General features: G+C 68.0%; 17 protein-coding genes and 1 pseudogene. 17 read left to right on the top strand and 1 reads right to left on the bottom strand.

All coding sequences use genetic code 11. The features are described 5' to 3' along the window. Positions 1–10: 10 nt before the first annotated feature. The 17 genes and pseudogenes from DAA40_RS05105 to DAA40_RS05025 all read left to right on the top strand — a co-directional run bounded on the left by DAA40_RS05105 (position 11) and on the right by DAA40_RS05025 (position 19554). A complete protein-coding gene (locus DAA40_RS05105; protein ID WP_234356243.1) occupies positions 11–742 on the top strand; it encodes a demethylmenaquinone methyltransferase in 732 nt (243 codons plus the stop codon). A gap of 117 nt (positions 743–859) precedes the next feature. After that, complete coding sequence (locus tag DAA40_RS05100; protein ID WP_106848574.1) at positions 860–2179, top strand: geranylgeranyl reductase family protein; 1320 nt, start codon at positions 860–862, stop codon at positions 2177–2179. Between the two features lie 119 nt (positions 2180–2298). Continuing rightward, positions 2299–2661 (top strand): NADH-quinone oxidoreductase subunit A, encoded by a 363-nt coding sequence (locus DAA40_RS05095; protein WP_199849521.1) that lies wholly within the window; start codon positions 2299–2301, stop codon positions 2659–2661. A gap of 17 nt (positions 2662–2678) precedes the next feature. Beyond that, a pseudogene (locus DAA40_RS05090) lies at positions 2679–3173 on the top strand (NADH-quinone oxidoreductase subunit B family protein); the annotation flags it as partial. A 257-nt stretch (positions 3174–3430) separates the two neighbouring features. After that, complete coding sequence (locus DAA40_RS05085) at positions 3431–4444, top strand: NADH-quinone oxidoreductase subunit C (RefSeq protein ID WP_106848572.1); 1014 nt, start codon at positions 3431–3433, stop codon at positions 4442–4444. Between the two features lie 34 nt (positions 4445–4478). Then, positions 4479–5807 (top strand): NADH-quinone oxidoreductase subunit D, encoded by a 1329-nt coding sequence (locus tag DAA40_RS05080; protein ID WP_106848571.1) that lies wholly within the window; start codon positions 4479–4481, stop codon positions 5805–5807. Next, entirely contained in the window at positions 5807–6508 is a 702-nt protein-coding gene (nuoE, locus tag DAA40_RS05075; protein ID WP_106848570.1) for an NADH-quinone oxidoreductase subunit NuoE, read from the top strand. Before DAA40_RS05080 ends, nuoE begins: the two co-directional genes overlap by 1 nt. Then, entirely contained in the window at positions 6508–7833 is a 1326-nt protein-coding gene (nuoF, locus tag DAA40_RS05070) for an NADH-quinone oxidoreductase subunit NuoF (RefSeq protein WP_106848569.1), read from the top strand. Before nuoE ends, nuoF begins: the two co-directional genes overlap by 1 nt. 3 nt (positions 7834–7836) lie before the next feature. Continuing rightward, the gene (locus DAA40_RS05065) at positions 7837–10278 is read left to right on the top strand and encodes an NADH-quinone oxidoreductase subunit G (RefSeq protein WP_106848568.1); all 2442 of its coding nucleotides are present in this window, start codon (positions 7837–7839) and stop codon (positions 10276–10278) included. Beyond that, positions 10275–11603 (top strand): NADH-quinone oxidoreductase subunit NuoH, encoded by a 1329-nt coding sequence (nuoH, locus tag DAA40_RS05060; RefSeq protein WP_199849520.1) that lies wholly within the window; start codon positions 10275–10277, stop codon positions 11601–11603. The genes DAA40_RS05065 and nuoH overlap by 4 nt, the downstream gene beginning before the upstream one ends. Then, positions 11596–12177 (top strand): NADH-quinone oxidoreductase subunit NuoI, encoded by a 582-nt coding sequence (nuoI, locus tag DAA40_RS05055; RefSeq protein ID WP_106848567.1) that lies wholly within the window; start codon positions 11596–11598, stop codon positions 12175–12177. The genes nuoH and nuoI overlap by 8 nt, the downstream gene beginning before the upstream one ends. Continuing rightward, the gene (locus DAA40_RS05050; protein ID WP_106848566.1) at positions 12174–12995 is read left to right on the top strand and encodes an NADH-quinone oxidoreductase subunit J; all 822 of its coding nucleotides are present in this window, start codon (positions 12174–12176) and stop codon (positions 12993–12995) included. Before nuoI ends, DAA40_RS05050 begins: the two co-directional genes overlap by 4 nt. Further along, on the top strand, positions 12992–13291 hold the full coding sequence (gene nuoK / locus DAA40_RS05045) for an NADH-quinone oxidoreductase subunit NuoK (protein ID WP_106848565.1): 300 nt from the start codon (positions 12992–12994) through the stop codon (positions 13289–13291). The genes DAA40_RS05050 and nuoK overlap by 4 nt, the downstream gene beginning before the upstream one ends. 22 nt (positions 13292–13313) lie before the next feature. Continuing rightward, on the top strand, positions 13314–15248 hold the full coding sequence (gene nuoL, locus DAA40_RS05040; RefSeq protein ID WP_106848564.1) for an NADH-quinone oxidoreductase subunit L: 1935 nt from the start codon (positions 13314–13316) through the stop codon (positions 15246–15248). Then, the gene (locus DAA40_RS05035) at positions 15245–16984 is read left to right on the top strand and encodes an NADH-quinone oxidoreductase subunit M (RefSeq protein WP_106848563.1); all 1740 of its coding nucleotides are present in this window, start codon (positions 15245–15247) and stop codon (positions 16982–16984) included. Before nuoL ends, DAA40_RS05035 begins: the two co-directional genes overlap by 4 nt. Beyond that, on the top strand, positions 16981–18534 hold the full coding sequence (gene nuoN, locus DAA40_RS05030) for an NADH-quinone oxidoreductase subunit NuoN (RefSeq protein WP_106848562.1): 1554 nt from the start codon (positions 16981–16983) through the stop codon (positions 18532–18534). Before DAA40_RS05035 ends, nuoN begins: the two co-directional genes overlap by 4 nt. A gap of 3 nt (positions 18535–18537) precedes the next feature. Continuing rightward, positions 18538–19554: a polyprenyl synthetase family protein gene (locus DAA40_RS05025; RefSeq protein WP_106848561.1), complete on the top strand. Its 1017-nt coding sequence runs from the start codon at positions 18538–18540 to the stop codon at positions 19552–19554. A 7-nt stretch (positions 19555–19561) separates the two neighbouring features. On the opposite strand, the gene DAA40_RS05020 is transcribed toward DAA40_RS05025, so the two are convergent. After that, complete coding sequence (locus DAA40_RS05020) at positions 19562–19993, bottom strand: hypothetical protein (protein ID WP_106848560.1); 432 nt, start codon at positions 19991–19993, stop codon at positions 19562–19564. Positions 19994–20130 lie beyond the last annotated feature (137 nt).

The raw sequence follows: 20130 nt of genomic DNA, 5'->3' as shown, positions 1-20130 counted from the left end.
AGTGGCCTGCGTGCCAGACGAATCGATCCGCGCCGGCCTGGACAAGAAGCCGCACGAGGTGCAGGCGATGTTCGACGGCGTCGCCCAGCGCTACGACCTCATGAACACCCTGATGACCGGCGGACTGGACCGCGTCTGGCGGGCCCAGACCCGCAAGGCGCTCGAGCTGCGGCCCGGTCAGCGGGTGCTCGACCTGGCGTGCGGGACCGGTGTGTCGACCGTCGAGCTGGCAAAGTCCGGGGCGTACTCGGTGGGCGCCGACCTGAGCACCGGAATGCTCGTGCAGGGCACCCGCACCTCGTCGGTGCAGCGCGCCGAGATTCCGCTGGTCGCGGGGGACGCACTGCACCTGCCGTTCGCCGACGCGGCATTCGACGCGATCACCGTGTCCTTCGGGTTGCGCAACGTGGTCCAGACCGGCGATGCGCTGCGCGAGATGGCCCGCGTCGTTCGCCCTGGCGGACGGTTGGTCGTGTGCGAGTTCTCGCGACCGACCTGGGCCCCGTTCCGCGCCGCCTACTACGACATCGCGCTGCGCGCCATCCAGATGGTGGCCAAACACGCCGCCAGCAACCCCGAGGCCTACCGCTACCTGGCCGAGTCCATCAAGGCCTGGCCGGATCAGGAGGAGCTCGCGTTGCTGATCGACGATTCCGGCTGGGACGGCGCGGCGTGGCGCAACCTCGCCGGCGGCATCGTCGCACTGCACCGTGCGGTCAAGCCTCCGCGCCGAGGGTACTAAGGCTCGCCTAAGTCAACCGGGAACAGACAACGGTCGTAGACTTGCTGAGTTACTTCGTGCACGAATTCACAAGCGCGTCCCGCGGGTCGCGCAAGCCGCATGCCTGGAGTTGTTTCCATGAGCGCACCTAGCGCACAGTACGACGCCGACGTCATCGTCGTCGGCGCGGGCCCCGGCGGCTCCGCTGCGGCGTACTACGCGGCGCTGCACGGGCTGAGCGTCCTTCTTCTGGAGAAGTCCACCTTCCCTCGCGACAAGGTGTGCGGCGACGGCCTGACCCCCCGGTCGGTGAAGAGCATCGTCGCCATGGGCATCGACACCACGGAGGGCGCCACGGGCCTAGACGGTGCGGGCATCGAGGGCAGGTGGATCCGCAACAAGGGCCTTCGGGTGATCGGCGGCGGCGTACGGCTCGAGCTCGACTGGCCCGAGCTGGCCTCATTCCCGGACTACGGGCTGGTGCGTCCCCGCTCGGACTTCGACGAGCTGCTCGCCCGGCGAGCACAGCAGGTCGGCGCCAAGCTGATCGAGCAGTGCAATGTCACCGGACCGCTGCACGACGAGAACGGCCGCGTCGCCGGCGTCACCGCGAAGGTTGGCCCCGGCAAGGAGCCGCAGGAGTTCCGTGCACCCGCCGTCATCGCCTGCGACGGCATGAGCGGACGCCTCGGCCTGGCCGAGGGCATCGTCCGCGATGAGAAGCGCCCGATGGGCGTCGCAGTACGCCGGTACTACAAGTCCCCGCGCCACGACGACGACTACCTGGAGTCCTGGCTCGAGCTCTGGGAGGAGCTTCCCGGCGGTGAGCGGCGGCTGCTTCCCGGATATGGCTGGATCTTCGGCGTCGGTGACGGCACCTCCAACGTCGGCCTGGGGATCCTGGACTCGTCGGCGTCCTTCCAGAACCTCAACTACCGCGATCTGCTGACCCGCTGGCTCGACGGCCTCCCGGGAGAGTGGGGTTACGTCGAGGACAACGCGACGGGGCCCACGCGTGGCGGCGGGCTGCCGATGGGCTTCAATAAGCATCCGCACTACCAGAACGGGCTGCTGCTGGTCGGCGACGCGGCCGGCGCGATCAACCCCTTCAACGGTGAGGGCATCGCCTACGCGATGGAGACCGGCGAGCTGGCGGCGGAGGCAGTCGCGCAGGCCCGGACGCGGCGCACCGACGCGGCTCGCGAGCGGGCGCTCGCCGGCTACAACGCCGCCATGGCGGACCATCTGGGGTCCTATTACCGGCTCGGCGGGATCTTCGTGAAGCTCATCGGCAACCCACACGTCATGCGGATGGCCACCAAGTACGGCCTGCCTCGCCAGACGCTGATGCGGTTCGTGCTGAAGATGATGGCCAACCTGACCGATCCGCGAGACGGCGACGCGATGGACCGGATCCTCACCGGGCTGCAGAAGATCACGCCGGCGGTGCGGTCGTGATCGATCGGATTACAACGAATGTGATGCGGCGCGGCGAGCCTCGTGTTAAGCCCGCGCTAGCCAATACAGTGAGAACGTCGAGTTCTGTGCGAGGGCTGCAGATAAGGATGGGTGGCTAGGTGCTCAGCAATTACGTCCCCTTGGTCGCGATGGGCCTGCTCGGCTTCGGCTTCGCCGTCTTCTCAGTGGTGCTGGCGACGATCGTCGGCCCGAAGCGCTACAACAAAGCCAAGTACGACCCGTACGAGTGCGGCATCGAGCCGGTGCACCAGCCGATGGGCGCCGGACGCTTCCCGATCAAGTTCTATCTGACCGCGATGCTGTTCATCATCTTCGACGTGGAGATGATCTTCCTGTATCCCTTCGCGGTCTCTATCGACATGGTCGCGTGGTTCGGCCTGGTGCAGATCTTCATCTTTATCGGAGCCGTGACGATCGCGTACGCCTACGAGTGGCGACGCGGCGGGCTCGACTGGAACTAGGGGGCTGAGAGCACACCATGGGAATTGAGGAGAAGCTGCCCGGCGGAGTCCTGCTGACCTCCGTCGAGGCGCTGGCCAACTACAGCCGCAAGTCCTCCATGTGGCCGGCCACCTTCGGCCTGGCCTGTTGCGCGATCGAGATGATGACGACCGGTGGCCCGATGCACGACTTCGCGCGCTTCGGCATGGAGCGCTTCTCGGCCACGCCGCGCCAGGCCGACCTGATGATCGTCGCCGGCCGGGTGACGCACAAGATGGCCCCGGTCGTCCGGCAGATCTACGACCAGATGCCCGAACCGCGGTGGGTCATCGCGATGGGCGTGTGCGCCAGCTCCGGCGGCATGTTCAACAACTACTCCGTCGTCCAGGGCGTGGATCACATCGTGCCGGTCGACATCTACCGGCCCGGCTGCCCGCCGCGCCCGGAGATGCTGCTCGACGCGATCCTGAAGCTGCAGTACAAGGTGCTGCACGAGCCGATCAACGAGCGTCGCGCGCGCGAGGTCGCCGAGCGCAACGCCAACCTGCACGTGGACATGCCCTCCAGCATCCGGCGCGCCGGCTACACCCCGTTCCACAAGTCCTGGAACCCCAGCAGGCGCAGGGCCGGCGACCAGCTGCGCGAGGACTGGATCAAGGCCAAGGAGGAGGGCCGCGAGAAGCAGTTCATGCTCGAGCAGGACTCCCCGCAGAAGAAGCTGGCCGAGGCGCAGCGTGAGCAGGCTCGGTCAGTCGAGACCGGCGCCCGCAAGGAGGTCAAGGGTCGCTGATGAGCATCTCCACTCCCGACTCCGGCAAGGACAAGGAACAGGGTCGCGAGACCAGTCGCGAGAACGCGGCTCCTCCGCGCCCGTCCGCCCGGCGGCGCCGCGTCGACCCGCCCTCGGGCAAGCAGGTCCGTGACGCGCAGGACACCGCCGAGGCCACGCAGACCAAGGCTGATGCGACCGACCAACCGGCAGGCAAGACCGACCCGACGCGCGGCAAGACCGGCAAGCAGGCCGACCTCAGCGATGACTCGTCGGCGCCGGGCGGGCTCACCCCGGCGGCCCAGAAGCCGTCCGTGTTCGACCCGACGCCTGCCGCGCAGGCATCCGGGCGCAGCGGGCTGTTCGGCGTCTCGGGCGTCGGCGACACCTCGGGCATGGGTGGCCTGGTCACCCAGGCCGGTGTTGGCATCCCGCTGGAATCCTCGCCGCGGCCGTACGGCGGTTGGTTCGACGCGGTCGCCGACCGCCTGGCCAAGGCCTACCCGCGCTGGGACAAGGCGCACCTGGCGACCATCGCCGACCGCGGCGAGCTCACCTTCTACGTGCGCAAGGAGCACATAGCCGAGATCCTGCGTGTCGCGCGCGACGACTCCCAGCTGCGGTTCGAGCTGCTCTCCTCGCTGTCGGGCGTGGACTACTACCGCGGCGACGAGGGCATCTCCTCAACCGGTGATGCCCTATACGACGAGTATCGCTCGCAGCGCCTGCACGTGGTCTATCACCTGCTGTCGATGACCTTCCGGCGCCGGGTGCGCTTCGAGGTCGCGACCACCGTGGCCGACCCGCACGTGCCCAGCGTCACCGCTGTCTACCCGACCGCCGACTGGCAGGAGCGCGAGACCTACGACATGTTCGGGGTCGTCTTCGACGGTCACCACGCCCTCACCCGCATCCTCATGCCGGACGACTGGGAGGGCTACCCGCAACGCAAGGACTACCCGCTGGGCGGCATCCCCGTCGAGTACAAGGGCGCGAGCATCCCGCCGCCGGACCAGCGGAGGTCCTACAAGTAATGCCATCGACCCACATCTTCGGGAGGACTGCCGTATGAGCACCCCCACTGCCGGCTCCCGGCAGACCGACGAGGGCAAGGTCTACACCGTCACCGGCGGCGACTGGGGCGACCTGTTCGACGCCGAGGGAGACCCGGTCGAGGACCAGCACCTCGTCGTCAACCTCGGCCCGCAGCACCCCTCCACGCACGGCGTGCTGCGCATCGTGTGCGACCTCGACGGCGAGACCGTGCAGAAGGCCCGGGCCGTCGTCGGCTACCTGCACACCGGAATCGAGAAGAACGTCGAGTACCGCACGTACACCCAGGCGACGACCTTCCTCACGCGCGCCGACTACCTCTCGCCGATCTTCAACGAGGCCGGCTACTGCATGGCCGTCGAGAAGCTGCTCAATGTCGAGGTGCCACGGCGGGCCCAAATCATCCGCGTGCTCACGATGGAGATCTGCCGGATCTCGTCGCACTGGATCTGGCTGGCCACCGGCGGCATGGAGCTCGGCTCCACCACTGCTGCCACCAACGGCTTCCGCGCCCGCAACTACTGCCTCGACGTCCTCGAGGCGATCACCGGCACCCGGATGAACCACGCATACATCCGTCCCGGCGGCCTCGCGCAGGACCTTCCGGCGGGCTTCGACGAGGTCTTCGAGTTCTGGTACGAGAAGATGATCGATGAGATCGACGGCGTCGACCGCTTGCTGCGCGGCCAGCCGATCTGGATCAACCGCCTGAAGGGCGTGGGCTTCATCAACGTCGCCGGCTGCCTGCAGATCGGCGTCACCGGCCCGGTGCTGCGCGCTGCGGGGTTGCCCTGGGACAGCCGCAAGACCGAGCCCTACCTGACCTACGACGAGTACGACTTCGACGTACCGACCCACGATGCGGGCGACAGCTGGTCGCGGTTCGTGGTCCGCGTGGCCGAGATGCGCGAGGCGCTGAAGATCTGCCGTCAGGCCTACGACCAGCTGAAGGACGAAGGTCCCGGACCAGTCATGGTCGAGGACCGGAAGATCGGCTGGCCCGCGCAGCTGAGCATCGGCGCCGACGGCATGGGCAACTCCCTCGAGCACGTCCGACACATCATGGGCCAGTCCATGGAGTCGCTGATCCACCACTTCAAGCTGGTCACCGAGGGCTTCCGCGTGCCCGCAGGCCAGTCTTACGTCACCATCGAGGCGCCGCGTGGTGAGTTCGGCGTCCACGTGGTCTCCGACGGTGGCACCCGCCCGTGGCGAGTGCACCTCCGCGAGCCCAGCTTCATCAATCTGCAGGCGCTGCCGGCGCTGTCCGAGGGCGGCCTGCTGGCCGACGTCATCGCCTCCGTCGCCTCTCTAGACCCAGTGATGGGCGGATGTGATCGCTAATGCCTCTCGATGAGAACACCCGCGCGCTCGCGCAGCAGATCATCGACCAGTACCCGCAGTCCCGCTCGGCGCTGCTGCCGATGCTGCACCTGGTACAGGCCGAGGAGGGCTATGTGAGTCCCGACGGCATCGCGTTCTGCGCGGACGCCCTGGGCCTGACCAAGGCCGAGGTCGGCGCGGTCGCGACCTTCTACACCATGTACAAGCGGCACCCGACCGGTGAGCACCTGGTGAGCGTCTGCACCAATACGCTGTGCGGCATGCTCGGCGGTGATGCCATCTACGCCGCGCTGAAGGACGAGCTCGGCGTCGGCCACGACGAGACCACCGCGGACGGCACGCTCACCCTCGAGCACGCCGAGTGCCTGGCGGCCTGCGACTACGCGCCGGTCGTCACCGTCAACTACGAGTTCTTCGACAACCAGACCGTCGAGTCGGCGATGAGCCTGGTCGCCGCGCTTCGGGAGGGGGAGCGGCCGCAGCCGACCCGCGGCGGCAAGATCACGTCGTTCCGCGATGCCGAGCTCGAGCTCGCCGGGCTTCTCGATCCCGAGCTGGAGGCACAGAAGGTCGCCGCCGTCGACTCGATCGAGCCCTCGTTGCGGGGCCTGAAACTGGCCCGCGATCGCGGGGAGGCCGCTCCCGAGGCCGACTACGACTCCGTCATACCGCCGGTCCCGGCGAAGGAGGAGAAGAAGTAATGCCGCTGACTCCCGTACTGACCGCCCGCTGGGATGCCGACCAGCCGTGGACCATCGAGACCTACGAGTCGCTCGATGGCTACCAGGCGCTCCCGAAGGCGTTGAAGTCCACCCCCGATGAGCTGATCGAGCTGGTCAAGGCATCGAACCTGCGCGGCCGTGGCGGCGCAGGCTTCCCGACCGGACTGAAGTGGTCGTTCGTGCCCCAGGGCAGCGAGGGCCCGGGCGCCAAGCCGAAGTACCTCGTCGTCAACGCGGACGAGGGCGAGCCGGGCACCTGCCGCGACCTGCCGCTGATGATGCGAGACCCGCACGCCCTGATCGAGGGCTGCATCATCTCGTCCTACGCGATCCGCGCCAACTTTTGCGCGATCTACGTGCGCGGCGAGGCGATCCACGCGATCCGCCGGGTGCGGCACGCGGTCCGCGAGGCCTACGCGAAGGGCTACCTCGGCAAGGACATCCTCGGCTCCGGCTTCGACCTGGACATCGTCGTGCACGCCGGTGGCGGCGCCTACATCTGCGGTGAGGAGACCGCGTTGCTGGAGTCGCTCGAAGGACGCCGCGGCCAGCCTCGCCTGAAGCCGCCGTTCCCTGCCGTCGCGGGCCTGTACGCCTCCCCGACCGTGGTCAACAACGTAGGCACCATCGCGTCGGTGCCCGGCATCGTCCTCGGGGGAGCGGACTGGTACAAGAAGATGGGCCCGGAGAAGTGCCCCGGCACCTCCATCTACTCGCTGTCCGGTCGGGTCAAGAACCCCGGGCAGTACGAGGCGCCGATGGGCACCACGTTGCGCGAGCTGCTGGAGATGGCCGGCGGCATCCGCGACGGCCACACCCTCAAGTTCTGGACCCCGGGCGGATCGTCGACCCCGTGCTTCACCGACGAGCACCTTGACGTCCCGCTGGACTTCGACAGCGTCGCCGCCGCCGGGTCGATGAACGGCACCAGCGCGGTGATGATCTTCGACGACAGCGACTCCAACGTGACCGCGACCCGCAAGTGGGTCGAGTTCTACGCGCACGAGTCGTGCGGCAAGTGCACGCCCTGCCGCGAGGGCAACTACTGGCTAGTGCAGATCCTCGAGCGGGTCGAGAAGGGCGCGGCCACCGAGGCCGAGATCGACCAGATCCTGGACATCACCGAGAGCATCGGCGGCCGGTCCTTCTGCGCGCTCGCCGACGGATCGGTCGGCTGCGTGCAGGCATCGATCAAGCATTTCCGAGACGAGTACCTCGAGCACATCCGCTCCGGCGGCGTGGACGAGGTCGACGAAGGGGAGCAGACCGCCGAGAAGGCGATGTCCGCTCCGGGGGTTCGCTAAGCCATGACCGCAATCGAGAATGCCGCGAAGGTCGAGACCGTCACGTTGACGATCGACGGGCTCGAGGTCACCGTGCCCAAGGGCACGTTGATCATTCGTGCGGCGGAGACCGTGGGCATCAACATCCCGCGGTTCTGCGACCACCCGCTGCTGGACCCGGTCGGCGCCTGCCGGCAGTGCATGGTCGAGGTGGAGATGGGTGGGCGTCCGATGCCCAAGCCGCAGGCCTCGTGCACCATGGAGGTCTCCGACGGCATGGTCGTCAAGACCCAGCTCACGAGCGAGGTGGCCGAGCGTGCCCAGTGGGGCATGATGGAGTTGCTGCTGATCAACCACCCGCTGGACTGCCCGGTCTGCGACAAGGGCGGCGAGTGCCCCCTGCAGAACCAGGCGATGTCGACCGGCCGCGCGGACTCGCGGTTCATCGACCGCAAGCGCACCTACCCCAAGCCGGTGCCGATCTCGACCGAGATCCTGCTCGACCGCGAGCGCTGCGTGCTGTGCGCCCGCTGTACCCGCTTCTCGCAGCAGATCGCCGGTGACCCGTTCATCGAGCTGTTCGAACGCGGCGCGAACGAGCAGGTCTCCACCAGCACTGACGAGCCCTTCCAGTCGTACTTCTCGGGCAACACGATCCAGATCTGCCCCGTCGGTGCGCTGACCAGCGCCGATTATCGCTTCCGCGCCCGCCCGTTCGACCTGCAGTCCTCGCCGGGCATCGACGAGCACGACTCCAGCGGCGCGGCGATCCGCGTGGACTGGCGCCGCGGTCGGGTCATGCGTCGCCTCGCCGGCAACGACCCCGAGGTCAACGAGGAGTGGATTAGCGACCGGACCCGCTTCGCGTTCAACTATGCGCAGAGCAACGAGCGGATCATGACGCCGATGGTCCGCGACGAGAACGGCGCGCTGGTCGCGGCGTCCTGGCCGGAGGCCCTGGAGTTAGCCGCGAACGGTCTGCGCTCGGCCATGCAGCAGGGCGGCGTCGGAGTCCTGCCCGGAGGCCGGCTCACCGCGGAGGACGCCTACGCGTACTCGAAGTTCGCCCGGACGGTCCTCGGCACGAATGACATCGACGCCCGGGCCCGCGCGCACAGCGACGAGGAGTTGGAGTTCCTGGCCAGCCACGTCGCCGGGGTCTCGATCGAGGACGGCGCGGTCACCTTCGCCGACCTCGACGCCGCCTCGGCAGTGATCCTGGTCGGCCTGGAGCCGGAGGAGGAGGCGCCGACAGTCTTCCTGCGACTGCGCAAGGCGATGCGCAAGCGCGGCCTGAAGATCTTCGCGCTCAGCCCGTACACCACCCGTGGCTTGGAGAAGCTCGGCGCGGCGGTCATCTCAACCACCCCTGGCGCCGAGGCCTCCGTGCTGGCGGCGATCGGCGACGGCACCGCCGGGGGAGCGGGCGCAGACGCCGCCGACGCGGTTCGCGCGGGCGGAACCATCGTGCTTGCCGGTGAGCGGCTCGCCGAGATCCCTGGTGCGCTACGGGCAGTGTCGACACTCGGTGCCGCGGGCGCCCGGCTGGCGTGGATCCCGCGCCGGGCCGGCGAGCGCGGCGCCATCGACGCCGGCGCGCTGCCGTCGATGCTGCCCGGCGGCCGGCTGGTCGCCGACATCGGCGCGCGCGCCGAGCTGGAGACCGTGTGGGGCACCTCGCTGCCCGGAGAAGTCGGCCGGGATCTGAACGGGATCCTGGAGGCGACCCGCTCCGGCGACATCGCCGGGCTGCTCATCGGCGGCGTCGACCCCTTCGACCTGCCCGACCCCGAGCTCGCGTTCGAGGCGATGAAGGCATCGAAGTTCGTCGTCAGCCTCGAGATGCTGCCGACCGCTGCGACCGAGTGGGCCGACGTGATCCTGCCGGTCGCTCCGGTGGTGGAGAAGAGCGGAACGTTCATCAACTGGGAAGGTCGTCGTCGCCACTTCGACCTGACCATGCACTCGACCGGCGCGCTGTCGGACGCGCGCGTGCTGCACCAGCTCGCCGACGAGATGGACGCCGACCTCGGCCTGCTCACCCCCGAGCAGGCTATGGCCGAGATCGACCGCCTCGGTGGCACCACGCAGCGCCCGGCGCCTGCGACCGCCGGGTTCGCCGTACCGCCGCAGCAGCCCGCCGCGGGCAGCGCGATCCTCGCCTCGTGGCGCCAGCTGGTGGACCTAGGCACGTTGCAGGCCGGTGAGGTCTACTTGCAGGGCACCGCCCGGCCGTCGGTCGCCCGGCTGTCGCCGGCGACCGCCGCCGAGATCGGTGCCGCCCACGGTGAGATCGTGACCGTCAGCACCGACCGCGGAGCGGTGAGCCTCCCGCTGGCCGTCACGGACATGCCCGATCGTGTGGTGTGGATCCCGATGAACTCTCCTGACAGCCGCCTGCGCCGCGACCTGCGCGCCGCCGTCGGCGAGGTCGTCCGCATCGCAGCCGGAGGTGGCGCCCGATGAACGTGCTGGCAGCAATACCGGCCAACATGCCGACCCTCGAGGACTTCGGCAAGGATCCGCTGTGGATCACGCTGATCAAGACCGTCGGCGCGTTCGCGCTGCTGGTGGTCGTGGTGATCCTGGTGATCGTGTGGGAGCGCAAGCTCATCGGGTACATGCAGAACCGCACCGGCCCGAACCGCAATAGCCCCTGGGCGCTGCTGCAGTCGCTGTTCGACGGCGTGAAGCTGGCCTTCAAGGAAGAGGTCATCCCCAAGATGGCCGACAAGCCGGTCTACTGGCTGGCGCCGGTCATCATCGCCTTCCCGGCGTTCATGGCGTTCTCGGTCATCCCGGTCGGCCCGATGGTCAGCATGTTCGGCCACTGGACGCCGATGCAGTTGACCGATACCTCCGTCGGCGTGCTGGTGATCCTGGCCTGCGCATCGGTCGGCGCGTACGGCGTCCTGCTGGCGGGCTGGTCCTCCGGCTCGGCATACCCGCTCATCGGTGGCCTGCGCTCGACCGCGCAGATCGTCTCGTACGAGATCGCGATGGGCCTGTCGATCGTGGGCGTGTTCATGTGGGCCGGCACCATGTCGACCTCCGAGATCGTCGCCGCGCAGGCCGAGCAGAGCTGGTTTTTCTGGATCCTCCCGATCAGCTGCATCATCTACCTGATCGCGATGGTCGGTGAGACCAACCGCGCTCCCTTCGACCTCGCCGAGGCCGAGTCCGAGCTCGTCGGTGGCTTTCACACTGAGTACTCATCGATGAAGTTCGCGATGTTCTTCCTCGCCGAGTACGTCAATATGGCGACCGTCTCCGCGCTGGCCACCACCATGTTCTTCGGCGGATGGCAGGCCCCGTTCTGGATCGACCACATCTGGGAGGGCGCCAACTCAGGCTGGTGGCCGCTGCTGTGGTGGTTCGGCAAGGTCTGGTTCTTCCTGTCCTGCTTCGTGTGGCTGCGCGGTGCGCTGCCGCGCATGCGCTACGACCAGTTCATGGTCTTCGGCTGGAAGTTCATGATCCCGGTCGTGCTGGCGTGGACGATGTTCATGGCCGTGATCCGCACCGGGATGGTGCGCAACGGCGGCGACATGCCGCTGTGGGGCTGGATCGCGATCGCGACCTTCGCCGTGCTGACGCTCGCCGCGGCCCTGGCCTACGTCAAGCGTCCGGAGCCGGAGCAGGAGAACATCAACGCCAACCCGCCGTTCCCGATCCCGCCGATGAACCTCGCCGTGCCCAGTGGCACCCGGTCGGCCGCGCCTCAGCGTGGCCGCGTCGGTGCCCGCCGTACCGCCGGGGCCATCGCAGCGAAGGAGACCAACGATGGCTAAGAGCTTCCTGCCCGGCCCGCTGCAGGGCTTCGGGCTGACCCTGACCACGATGTTCCGCAAGCGCGCGAACCTGAAGTATCCCGAGGTCAAGGTCGACGTCCAGCCGCGCTATCACGGCCGGCACGTGCTCAACCGGCACCCGGACGGCCTGGAGAAGTGCGTGGGCTGCGAGCTGTGCGCCTGGGCCTGCCCGGCCGACGCGATCTACGTCGAGGGTGGCGACAACACGCCCGAGGAGCGGTACTCGCCCGGTGAGCGCTACGGCAAGATCTACCAGATCAACTACCTGCGCTGCATCGGCTGCGGCCTGTGCATCGAGGCCTGCCCGACCCGGTCGCTGACGATGAGCAACGACTACGAGATCGCCGATGACAACCGCCAGGACCTCATCTGGACCAAGGAGGACCTGCTGGCGCCGCTGCTGCCGGGCATGGAGCAGCCCCCGCATCCGATGCGGCTGGGCGAGGACGAGAAGGACTACTACGTCAACGGTCCGCAGCTGCTGCGCGACTTCGAGGACGGCCGGCTGGCTAGCCAGCAGGACCAGCGCGTGGAAGAGGAGTCCGCGACATGAGCTCATTGGCCACCGTTCTGGCCTCGGCGCCGGGTGCGATGTCCTCCGGTGAGACGATCGCGTTCGTCGTGCTGGCACCGCTTGCGGTACTCGGCGCACTGGGCATGCTGTTCTCGCGCAACGCCGTCCACTCGGCACTGTGGCTGGTGGCGACCATGCTCAGCCTCGGCGTGTTCTACATGGCGCAGGCCGGTCCCTTCCTCGGCGTCATCCAGATCATCGTCTACACCGGCGCGATCATGATCCTGTTCGTGTTCGTGCTGATGCTCGTCGGCCGCGATTCCAACGACTCCATGGTCGAGACGCTGCGCGGGCAGCGCGCGTACGCTGCCTGGTTCGGGGTGGGCCTGGCCGCCCTCATCGGCGCGATCGTCTACAGCAACATGAGCGATATGGACTCGCTCGGCGTGAACGCCGCCAACGCCGAGCACGGCACCAACGTCCGTGGCCTGGCCGCCCTGATCTTCACCGACTACGTCGGAGCGGTTCAGTTGTCGGCCGCACTGTTGATCGTCGCCACCCTGGGCGCCGTCGTCCTGGCGCACATCGAGCGCGGCAAGCCGCGCTCGCAGAAGGAGCGAGCGCTCGAGCGCTTCGCCTCCGACCAGCCGCATCCGCTGCCTGGCCCCGGCGTGTTTGCGACCTCGCACTCCGTGGCCACCCCGGCGCTGCTGCCGGACGGCTCCATCGCCGAGGAGAGCCAGTCGACCGGCGTCGAGATGCTCCCGATGGCCAAGGGCCACCTCATCGGCCGGGACACCCAGCCGCGTCATGACGCCGCCGGCACCCGCACCATCTCCGAAGGGGAGGACGTATGAGCCCCGCGGCGTATCTGGTCCTCGCGGCCATCCTGTTCACGATCGGCGTCGTCGGCGTGCTCGTGCGGCGCAACGCCATCGTCGTGTTCATGTCGATCGAGCTGATGCTGAACTCGGCCAACCTCGCCTTCGCGACCTTCGGGCGCATGCACGGCGAGCTCGACGGCCAGCTCATCGCGCTGATCGTGCTCGTGGTCGCCGCGGCTGAGGTCGTGATCGGCCTGGCGATCATCATGGCCATCTTCCGGAGTCGTCGCTCGGCGTCCGTCGACGATGCGAACCTGCTGAAGTACTAAGGGACAGACAGTGACGACCTCTATGACACTTGCCGCCGAGCAGGTTGAAGCGGTGACCGCGGGCGCGCCCTTCACCCTGACGTGGCTGCTGATCGCCCTGCCCGCCGCGGGTGCGGCGATACTGTTGCTGGCCGGCCGGCGCGCAAACGCGTGGGGCCACCTGCTCGGCTGCGCGACCGTGATCGCCTCCTTCGCTCTTGGCCTGTACCTTTTCTTCGAGCTGAAGGGCAGCCCCGACAAGGCGCAGAACTTGCACATGTTCACCTGGAGCGCTTCCGGTGACCTGCAGATCGACGCCGGGCTGCTGCTCGACCCGCTGTCGATGACGTTCGTGCTGCTGATCACCGGTGTCGGATCGCTGATCCACATCTACTCGATCGGCTACATGAGCCACGACCCCGAACGCCGTAAGTTCTTCGCCTACCTGAACCTGTTCGTCGCGGCCATGCTGCTGCTGGTCCTGGGCAACTCGTTCGTGGCGCTGTACTTCGGCTGGGAGGGGGTCGGCGTCGCGTCCTACCTGCTGATCTCGTTCTGGAACTACCGACCGGCCGCCGCGACCGCCGCGAAGAAGGCCTTCATCATGAACCGCGTCGGCGACGTCGGCCTGCTGCTGGCGATCCTGCTGATGTTCACCAAGATCGGCTCGACCTCCTACGAGAACGTCTTCGCCAACGTCGGTGCGCTCAGTGGCGCAGTGATCACCGCCATCGGCCTGCTGCTGCTGCTCGGTGCGTGCGGCAAGTCCGGTCAGGTGCCGCTGCAGGCCTGGCTCCCGGATGCGATGGAAGGCCCGACCCCCGTCTCCGCCCTGATCCACGCCGCTACCATGGTCACCGCGGGCGTCTACCTGATCTGCCGAGCCAACCCGATCTTCGACGCCAGCGAGACCGCGCAGCTGGTCGTGGTCGTGGTCGGTGCCGTGACGATCCTCTACGGCGCGATCGCCGGCTGCGCGTACGACGACATCAAGAAGGTGCTGGCCTACTCGACCGTCTCGCAGATCGGCTACATGTTCCTGGCCGCCGGGCTCGGCGCCGGCGTGTACGCGCTGGCGATCGTGCACCTGGTCGCGCACGGCTTCTTCAAGGCCGGGCTGTTCCTCGGCGCCGGATCGGTCATGCACGGCATGAACGACGAGGTCGACATGCGCAAGTTCGGTGGTCTGTGGAAGCACATGAAGATCACCTTCGTCACCTTCCTGCTGGGCTACCTGGCGCTGATCGGCATCCCGCCGCTGTCCGGCTACTTCTCCAAGGACCCGATCATCGAGGCCGCGTTCGCCGAGGGTGGTCTGAAGGGCTGGTTGCTCGGCGGCGCCGCGCTGCTGGCCGCGGGCCTCACCGCCTTCTACATGAGCCGCCTGGTGTTCATGACCTTCTTCGGCAAGCCGCGCTGGGACGAGGACGTGCACCCGCACGAGTCCCCGGCGTCGATGACCGTGCCGATGATCCTGCTGGCGATCGGCTCGATCGGCGGCGGCTGGTTCCTGGCCAACAACCTCCCGGGGTGGCTGGAGCCCTCGCTCGGCGCCGAGATTGACCTGCATCACGCGATGGAGGCCAGCCCTATCCCGGCCGCGGTGCTGGTGGTGCTGACGATCGTCGTCATCCTGCTCGGCGTCGCCGCTGCCTGGTTCTTCGTCGGCCGGCGCGACGTGCCGCGTCAGGCCCCGGCCACGGTCAACCCGATCGTCACGGCCGCCCGCGCCAACCTGTACGGCGACAAGTTCAACGAGACCGTCTTCGAGAAGCCCGGCCTGGCGCTCACCCGCGCATCGCTGTGGCTCGAGGAGCGCGGTGTCGACGGCGCGGTGAACGGCCTGTCGGGCGGCATCATGGCCGGCTCGATACGGGCCCGGCGCGTCCAGAACGGCGCCGTACGTAGTTATGCCCTGTCCATGCTCGGGGGCGTGATCCTGGTGGTCATCGCGCTGCTGGCGGTGAGGTACTCGTGAGTGACTTTCCCTTCCTCTTCCTGCTGATCGTCCTGCCGCTGCTGGGCGCGATCGTCGTGGCCATCATCGGGCGCGACGAGACCGGTCAGGACATCGCCAAGAAGGCCGCAGTGGGCTTCGCGCTGGCCGAGCTGCTGGTAGCGGTGGTCATGCTGGTGGCCTTCGAGCCCGACGGCGAGCGGTTGCAGTTCACCACGAGCGTCAGCTGGATCAAGTCGCTCGGGGTCAGCTTCTCGCTCGGCGCCGACGGCATCGCGCTGCTGATGATCGTGCTGACTGCGCTGCTCGTTCCGATCGTGATGATCGCGTCCTGGCGACGCGAGTCGCTCGGCGATGACATCAACGAGCCCGGCTCCGACGACCCGGACCGTCCCGCCAGCGGATCGCGCGCCCGGTACTTCGCGTGGATCCTGCTGCTCGAGGTCTTCATGATCGGCGTGTTCGCCGCCACCGATGTGTTCTTGTTCTACGTCTTCTTCGAGGCGATGCTGATCCCGACGTACTTCCTGATTGGCGGGTACGGGTCCTCGCGGCGCCGTCCGGCCGCGATGAAGTTCATCATCTACAGCCTCGTCGGCGGCCTGGTCATGCTCGGCAGCGTCATCGGCCTCTACGTCGTCAGCCGCAGCGAGGGCGCCGCCACCTTCTCGTGGGACGCCCTGCGCCAGATGGACATCGACTCCGGCACCCAGACCTGGCTGTTCCTCGGCTTCTTCATCGCGTTCGCGATCAAGGCGCCGCTGGTGCCGCTGCACACCTGGCTGCCCGCCTCCGGTGCCGAGGCACCCATCGGCACCACCGTGCTGCTGGTGGGCGTGCTCGACAAGGTCGGCACCTTCGGGTTCCTGCGCTACTGCCTGCCGCTGTTCCCCGACGCCTCGCGTGATCTGGCACCACTGGTGCTGGTGCTGGCGGTCATCGGCATCATCTACGCGGCCCTGCAGGCGATCGGTGCGGACGACGTCAAGCGGCTGGTCACCTACACCTCGATCGCGCACTTCGGCTACATCGCGCTGGGCATCTTCGCCTTCACCACCCAGGCCGGCGCGGGCGCGGTGCTCTACATGTTCAACCACGGCATCGCCACCGGCCTGCTGTTGCTGACTGTCGGCATGATCATCGCCCGCGGCCGCAGCCGCCGCGTCACCGACTACGGCGGCGTGATCCGAGTGGCGCCGTGGCTGGCCGGGATCACCTTCATCGCCGGCATGGCGGGTCTGGCGTTGCCCGGCACGAACTCGTTCGTCTCAGAGTTCATGGTGCTGCTCGGCTCGTACGGTCGTGAGCCGGTGTTCACGATCATCGCCAGCATCGGCATCGTGTTCGCCGCGCTGTACGTCCTGTGGCTGATCCAGCGCATGCTGATGGGTCCGGCCCGGGGCGTGGTCCCGATGCCCGAGGGCGGTTATGGCGGGCACGCCGACCACTCCAGCAGCACCCACGACGCGGACGCCGACGAGGACGCGGAGGTGCACGGACGAGGCGCGACAGCCGTGAAGCAGCGCGCCGCGACCCGCACCGCACGGTCGGTGCGTGAGCGCGTCTTCGGCGACCTGACCACGCGCGAGGCCGGCGTGCTGGCCCCGCTGGTCGTGCTGGTGTTCGTGCTCGGCTTCTACCCACAACCGGTCCTGGACATCATCAACCCAGCTGTGGAGCAGACATTGCAGATCGATGTCGGAATCGACGATCCGGGCGCACCGGTTGACTCGTCCGCGAACGGAGCCGGCAAGTGAACCACCTCGCTCTTGACGCCCCCTCGATCGCGTACACCTCGCTGTCGCCGATCCTGGTCATCCTGATCGCCGCGTTGATCGGAGTCCTCGTCGAGGCGTTCGTCCCTCGCACCGCGCGATTCCCCTCGCAGGTCGGCCTGTCGGTCGTCGCGATCTTCGGCGCACTGATCGCGGTGTACGCCGAGCGCAACACCCGTGAGATCACCGCCGGCGGCGCGATCACGATCGACGCTCCCGGACTCTTCGCGATGGCCGCGCTGCTGGTGTTCGGTCTGCTGGCCACGATGCTGTACGGCGACCGCAGCCTGGACGCGGTCGGCGGTACGAAGGTCAGCCACTTCGTCGCCGAGGGCGCGCTGCCGGCCGGCTCGCGGGCCGACCGCGCGCTACTGCCCTCGGACCGGGTGCAGACCGAGGTCTTCCCGCTGGCATTGTTCGTGCTCGCGGGCATGATGGTCTTCGTCTCCACGAACAACCTCCTGGTCATGTTCGTGGCGCTCGAGGTCTTCTCCCTGGCGCTGTACGTCATCGTCGGACTGAACCGGCGCCGCCGCCTGCTGTCGCAGGAGGCCGCGCTGAAGTACTTCCTGCTCGGCTCGTTCGGCTCAGGATTCTTCGTCTTCGGCGTCGCGCTGATCTACGGCTTCTCCGGTTCGGTCGACCTCCGTGGCGTGTTCGAGGCCACGACCAGCGAGTTCGCCAACGACTCGCTGATGCTGCTGGGCCTCGGCCTGATCCTGGTGGGCCTATTCTTCAAGGCCGGCATCGCGCCCTTCCACCAGTGGACGCCGGACGTATACCAGGGCTCGCCGACGCCCTTGACCGCGTTCATGGCGGCCGCCACCAAGCTCGCGGCGTTCGTCGCGCTGTTGCGCGTGCTGTACATCGGGTTCACCGCGGTCGGCAGCAGCTGGCAGCCGGTGCTGGCCGGGTTCGCGCTGATCTCGATGGCTACCGGTGCGCTGTACGGCCTGTCGCAGGTCAACCTCAAGCGGATGCTGGCGTACTCGTCGATCGCGCACGCGGGCTTCATCATGGTCGCGGTACTGGCCAACACCCAGCACGGCGTCACCGCGTCACTGTTCTACCTGGTCACCTACGGCCTGAGCACGGTCGCGGCATTCGCCTGCGTGAGCCTGATTCGTCGCCCGGACGGGGAGGCCGCCCGGTTCGAGGACTGGAAGGGGATGGGCCGCCGCAAGCCCGTCCTCGCGGCGATCATGACGATCCTGATGCTGTCGATGACCGGCATCCCGCTGACCGCCGGGTTCATCGGCAAGTTCCAGGCATTCAGCGCCGCCATCGACGCCGGCTACACCTGGGTCGTGGTCATCGCGCTGCTGCTGAGCGCCGTCACGGCCGTCTTCTACCTGCGCCTGGTCGTGCTGATGTACTTCCACGAGCCGGAGGAGGACGCCGCCGACGTCGTCGATCCCGGGACGTCGACCGACGTCGTCATCTGGATCACCACGGCATTGACGGTCTTGTTCGGCATCATTCCCGGACCCCTGCTCGACCTCGTGGCCAAGGCCACCCCGTTCATCGGCTGACGGATGGGACGATTCACCGCCGAGCGGTCACTGCGGGTGGCCGGGATCGACTTCCCTGACGCGCAGATCGCCAGTGACCTGCGGGCCGGGCTCGAGCGGGTCGAGCAGCGGTTGATGGATGCCTGCCACAGCGACGAGCTGACCGTCCGGGATGCTGCCAAGCACCTGGCGCAGGCCGGCGGAAAGCGCTTTCGTCCGTTGCTGGTGCTGCTGGCATCCCACCTGGGCGAGCCCGGGCGGGACGAGGTGGACAAGGCGGCGGTCGTGGTCGAGCTGACCCACCTGGCCACGCTCTACCACGACGACGTGATGGACGAGGCGGAGATCCGCCGCGGCGCCGAGAGCGCGAACTCGCGCTGGACCAACAGCATCGCGATCCTCGCGGGGGACTACCTGTTCGCGGCAGCGTCGTTGCTCGTTGCACAGCTCGGCCCGGAGGCGGTGCGGATCCAGGCTGAGACCTTCCAGCGGCTGGTCACCGGCCAGATCCAGGAGACCGTCGATCCGCCGCCAGGCACCGACCCCGTCGAGCGCTACCTGGAGGTGCTCGCCGGCAAGACCGGCTCGCTGATCGCGACCTCGGGACGGTTCGGCGCGATGTTCGCGGGGGCCGCGCCCGAGGTGATCGCCGCGATGACCGATTTCGGCGAGGCGATCGGCATGGCATTCCAGCTGTCGGACGACCTGATCGACATCACCTCCGAGGAGGAGGATCTGGGCAAGGCCACCGGCACCGATCTGCGCGAGGGCGTACGGACCCTGCCGATGCTCTTCGCGCTGGCCGACGAACAGACCGACCCCCGGCTGCGTGAGCTGCTGGAGGCCGGTCCGTTGACCGACGATGCACAGCACCGCGAGGCGCTGCTGCTGCTACGTCAGTCCACCGGCATGGACCGGGCGCGTGAGGTGCTGGGGCAGTACGTCGACCGCGCCCGTGCGCATCTTGCCGCGCTGCCGAACGGGGCGGCTCGCGAGGCGCTGGATGCCCTCGTGGACTTCATGCAGGTGCGGTCGAGCTGAGCCCGTGCTAGATCGCCTGGGCGATCTGCGAGTCGGTCAGCAGCGGGCGATGCTCCCGTGCCGCGATCGTGGCGTCCTCGTGGACCCCGCGCAGCGAGAAGGCCAGGCCGGCGAGGGCGATGGCGACGAGCGGCCCGGCGACTGGGCTCAGTGCGGCGAGACCGCACAGCGCGGCGATCGCCAGGAAGCCGGCGCGGCCCAGGCGCATGCGGCGCGCGAGGGGCGGGTCGATCGAGCGGTGATCGCGGGCGTACCAGGCGTTGAAGGCGAGGAAGCCGGCGGCTGCCACGATCAGCAGGAAGGCAAGCACGCTGGAGACAGCGGGGCCGGTCAGGCGATCGATCGTCCCGGACGCGTGCATGAGCGCGAGCAGGGCGAGCAGGGCGAAGACGATTGAGCGCACAGGCGCGCGCACGACACGATAGGCGATCGGGTTCATTGGGACTCCTAAGTGGTGAAGCGCTCCCTATTTTCTGAGGGAAATCGGCCGCGAATGGCGGGTTTTCCCTAGCCTACACTCAATTTCGATGAATTGCAGGGAAACGACCGGTTAACGAGATGCAGCGGTGACCGAAT

It is taken from the genome of Blastococcus sp. Marseille-P5729 (assembly GCF_900292035.1).
Classification (GTDB): domain Bacteria; phylum Actinomycetota; class Actinomycetes; order Mycobacteriales; family Antricoccaceae; genus Cumulibacter.
Note: the sequence above shows the minus strand (reverse complement) of the source record. Positions and strands in the feature narration are given on the sequence as shown.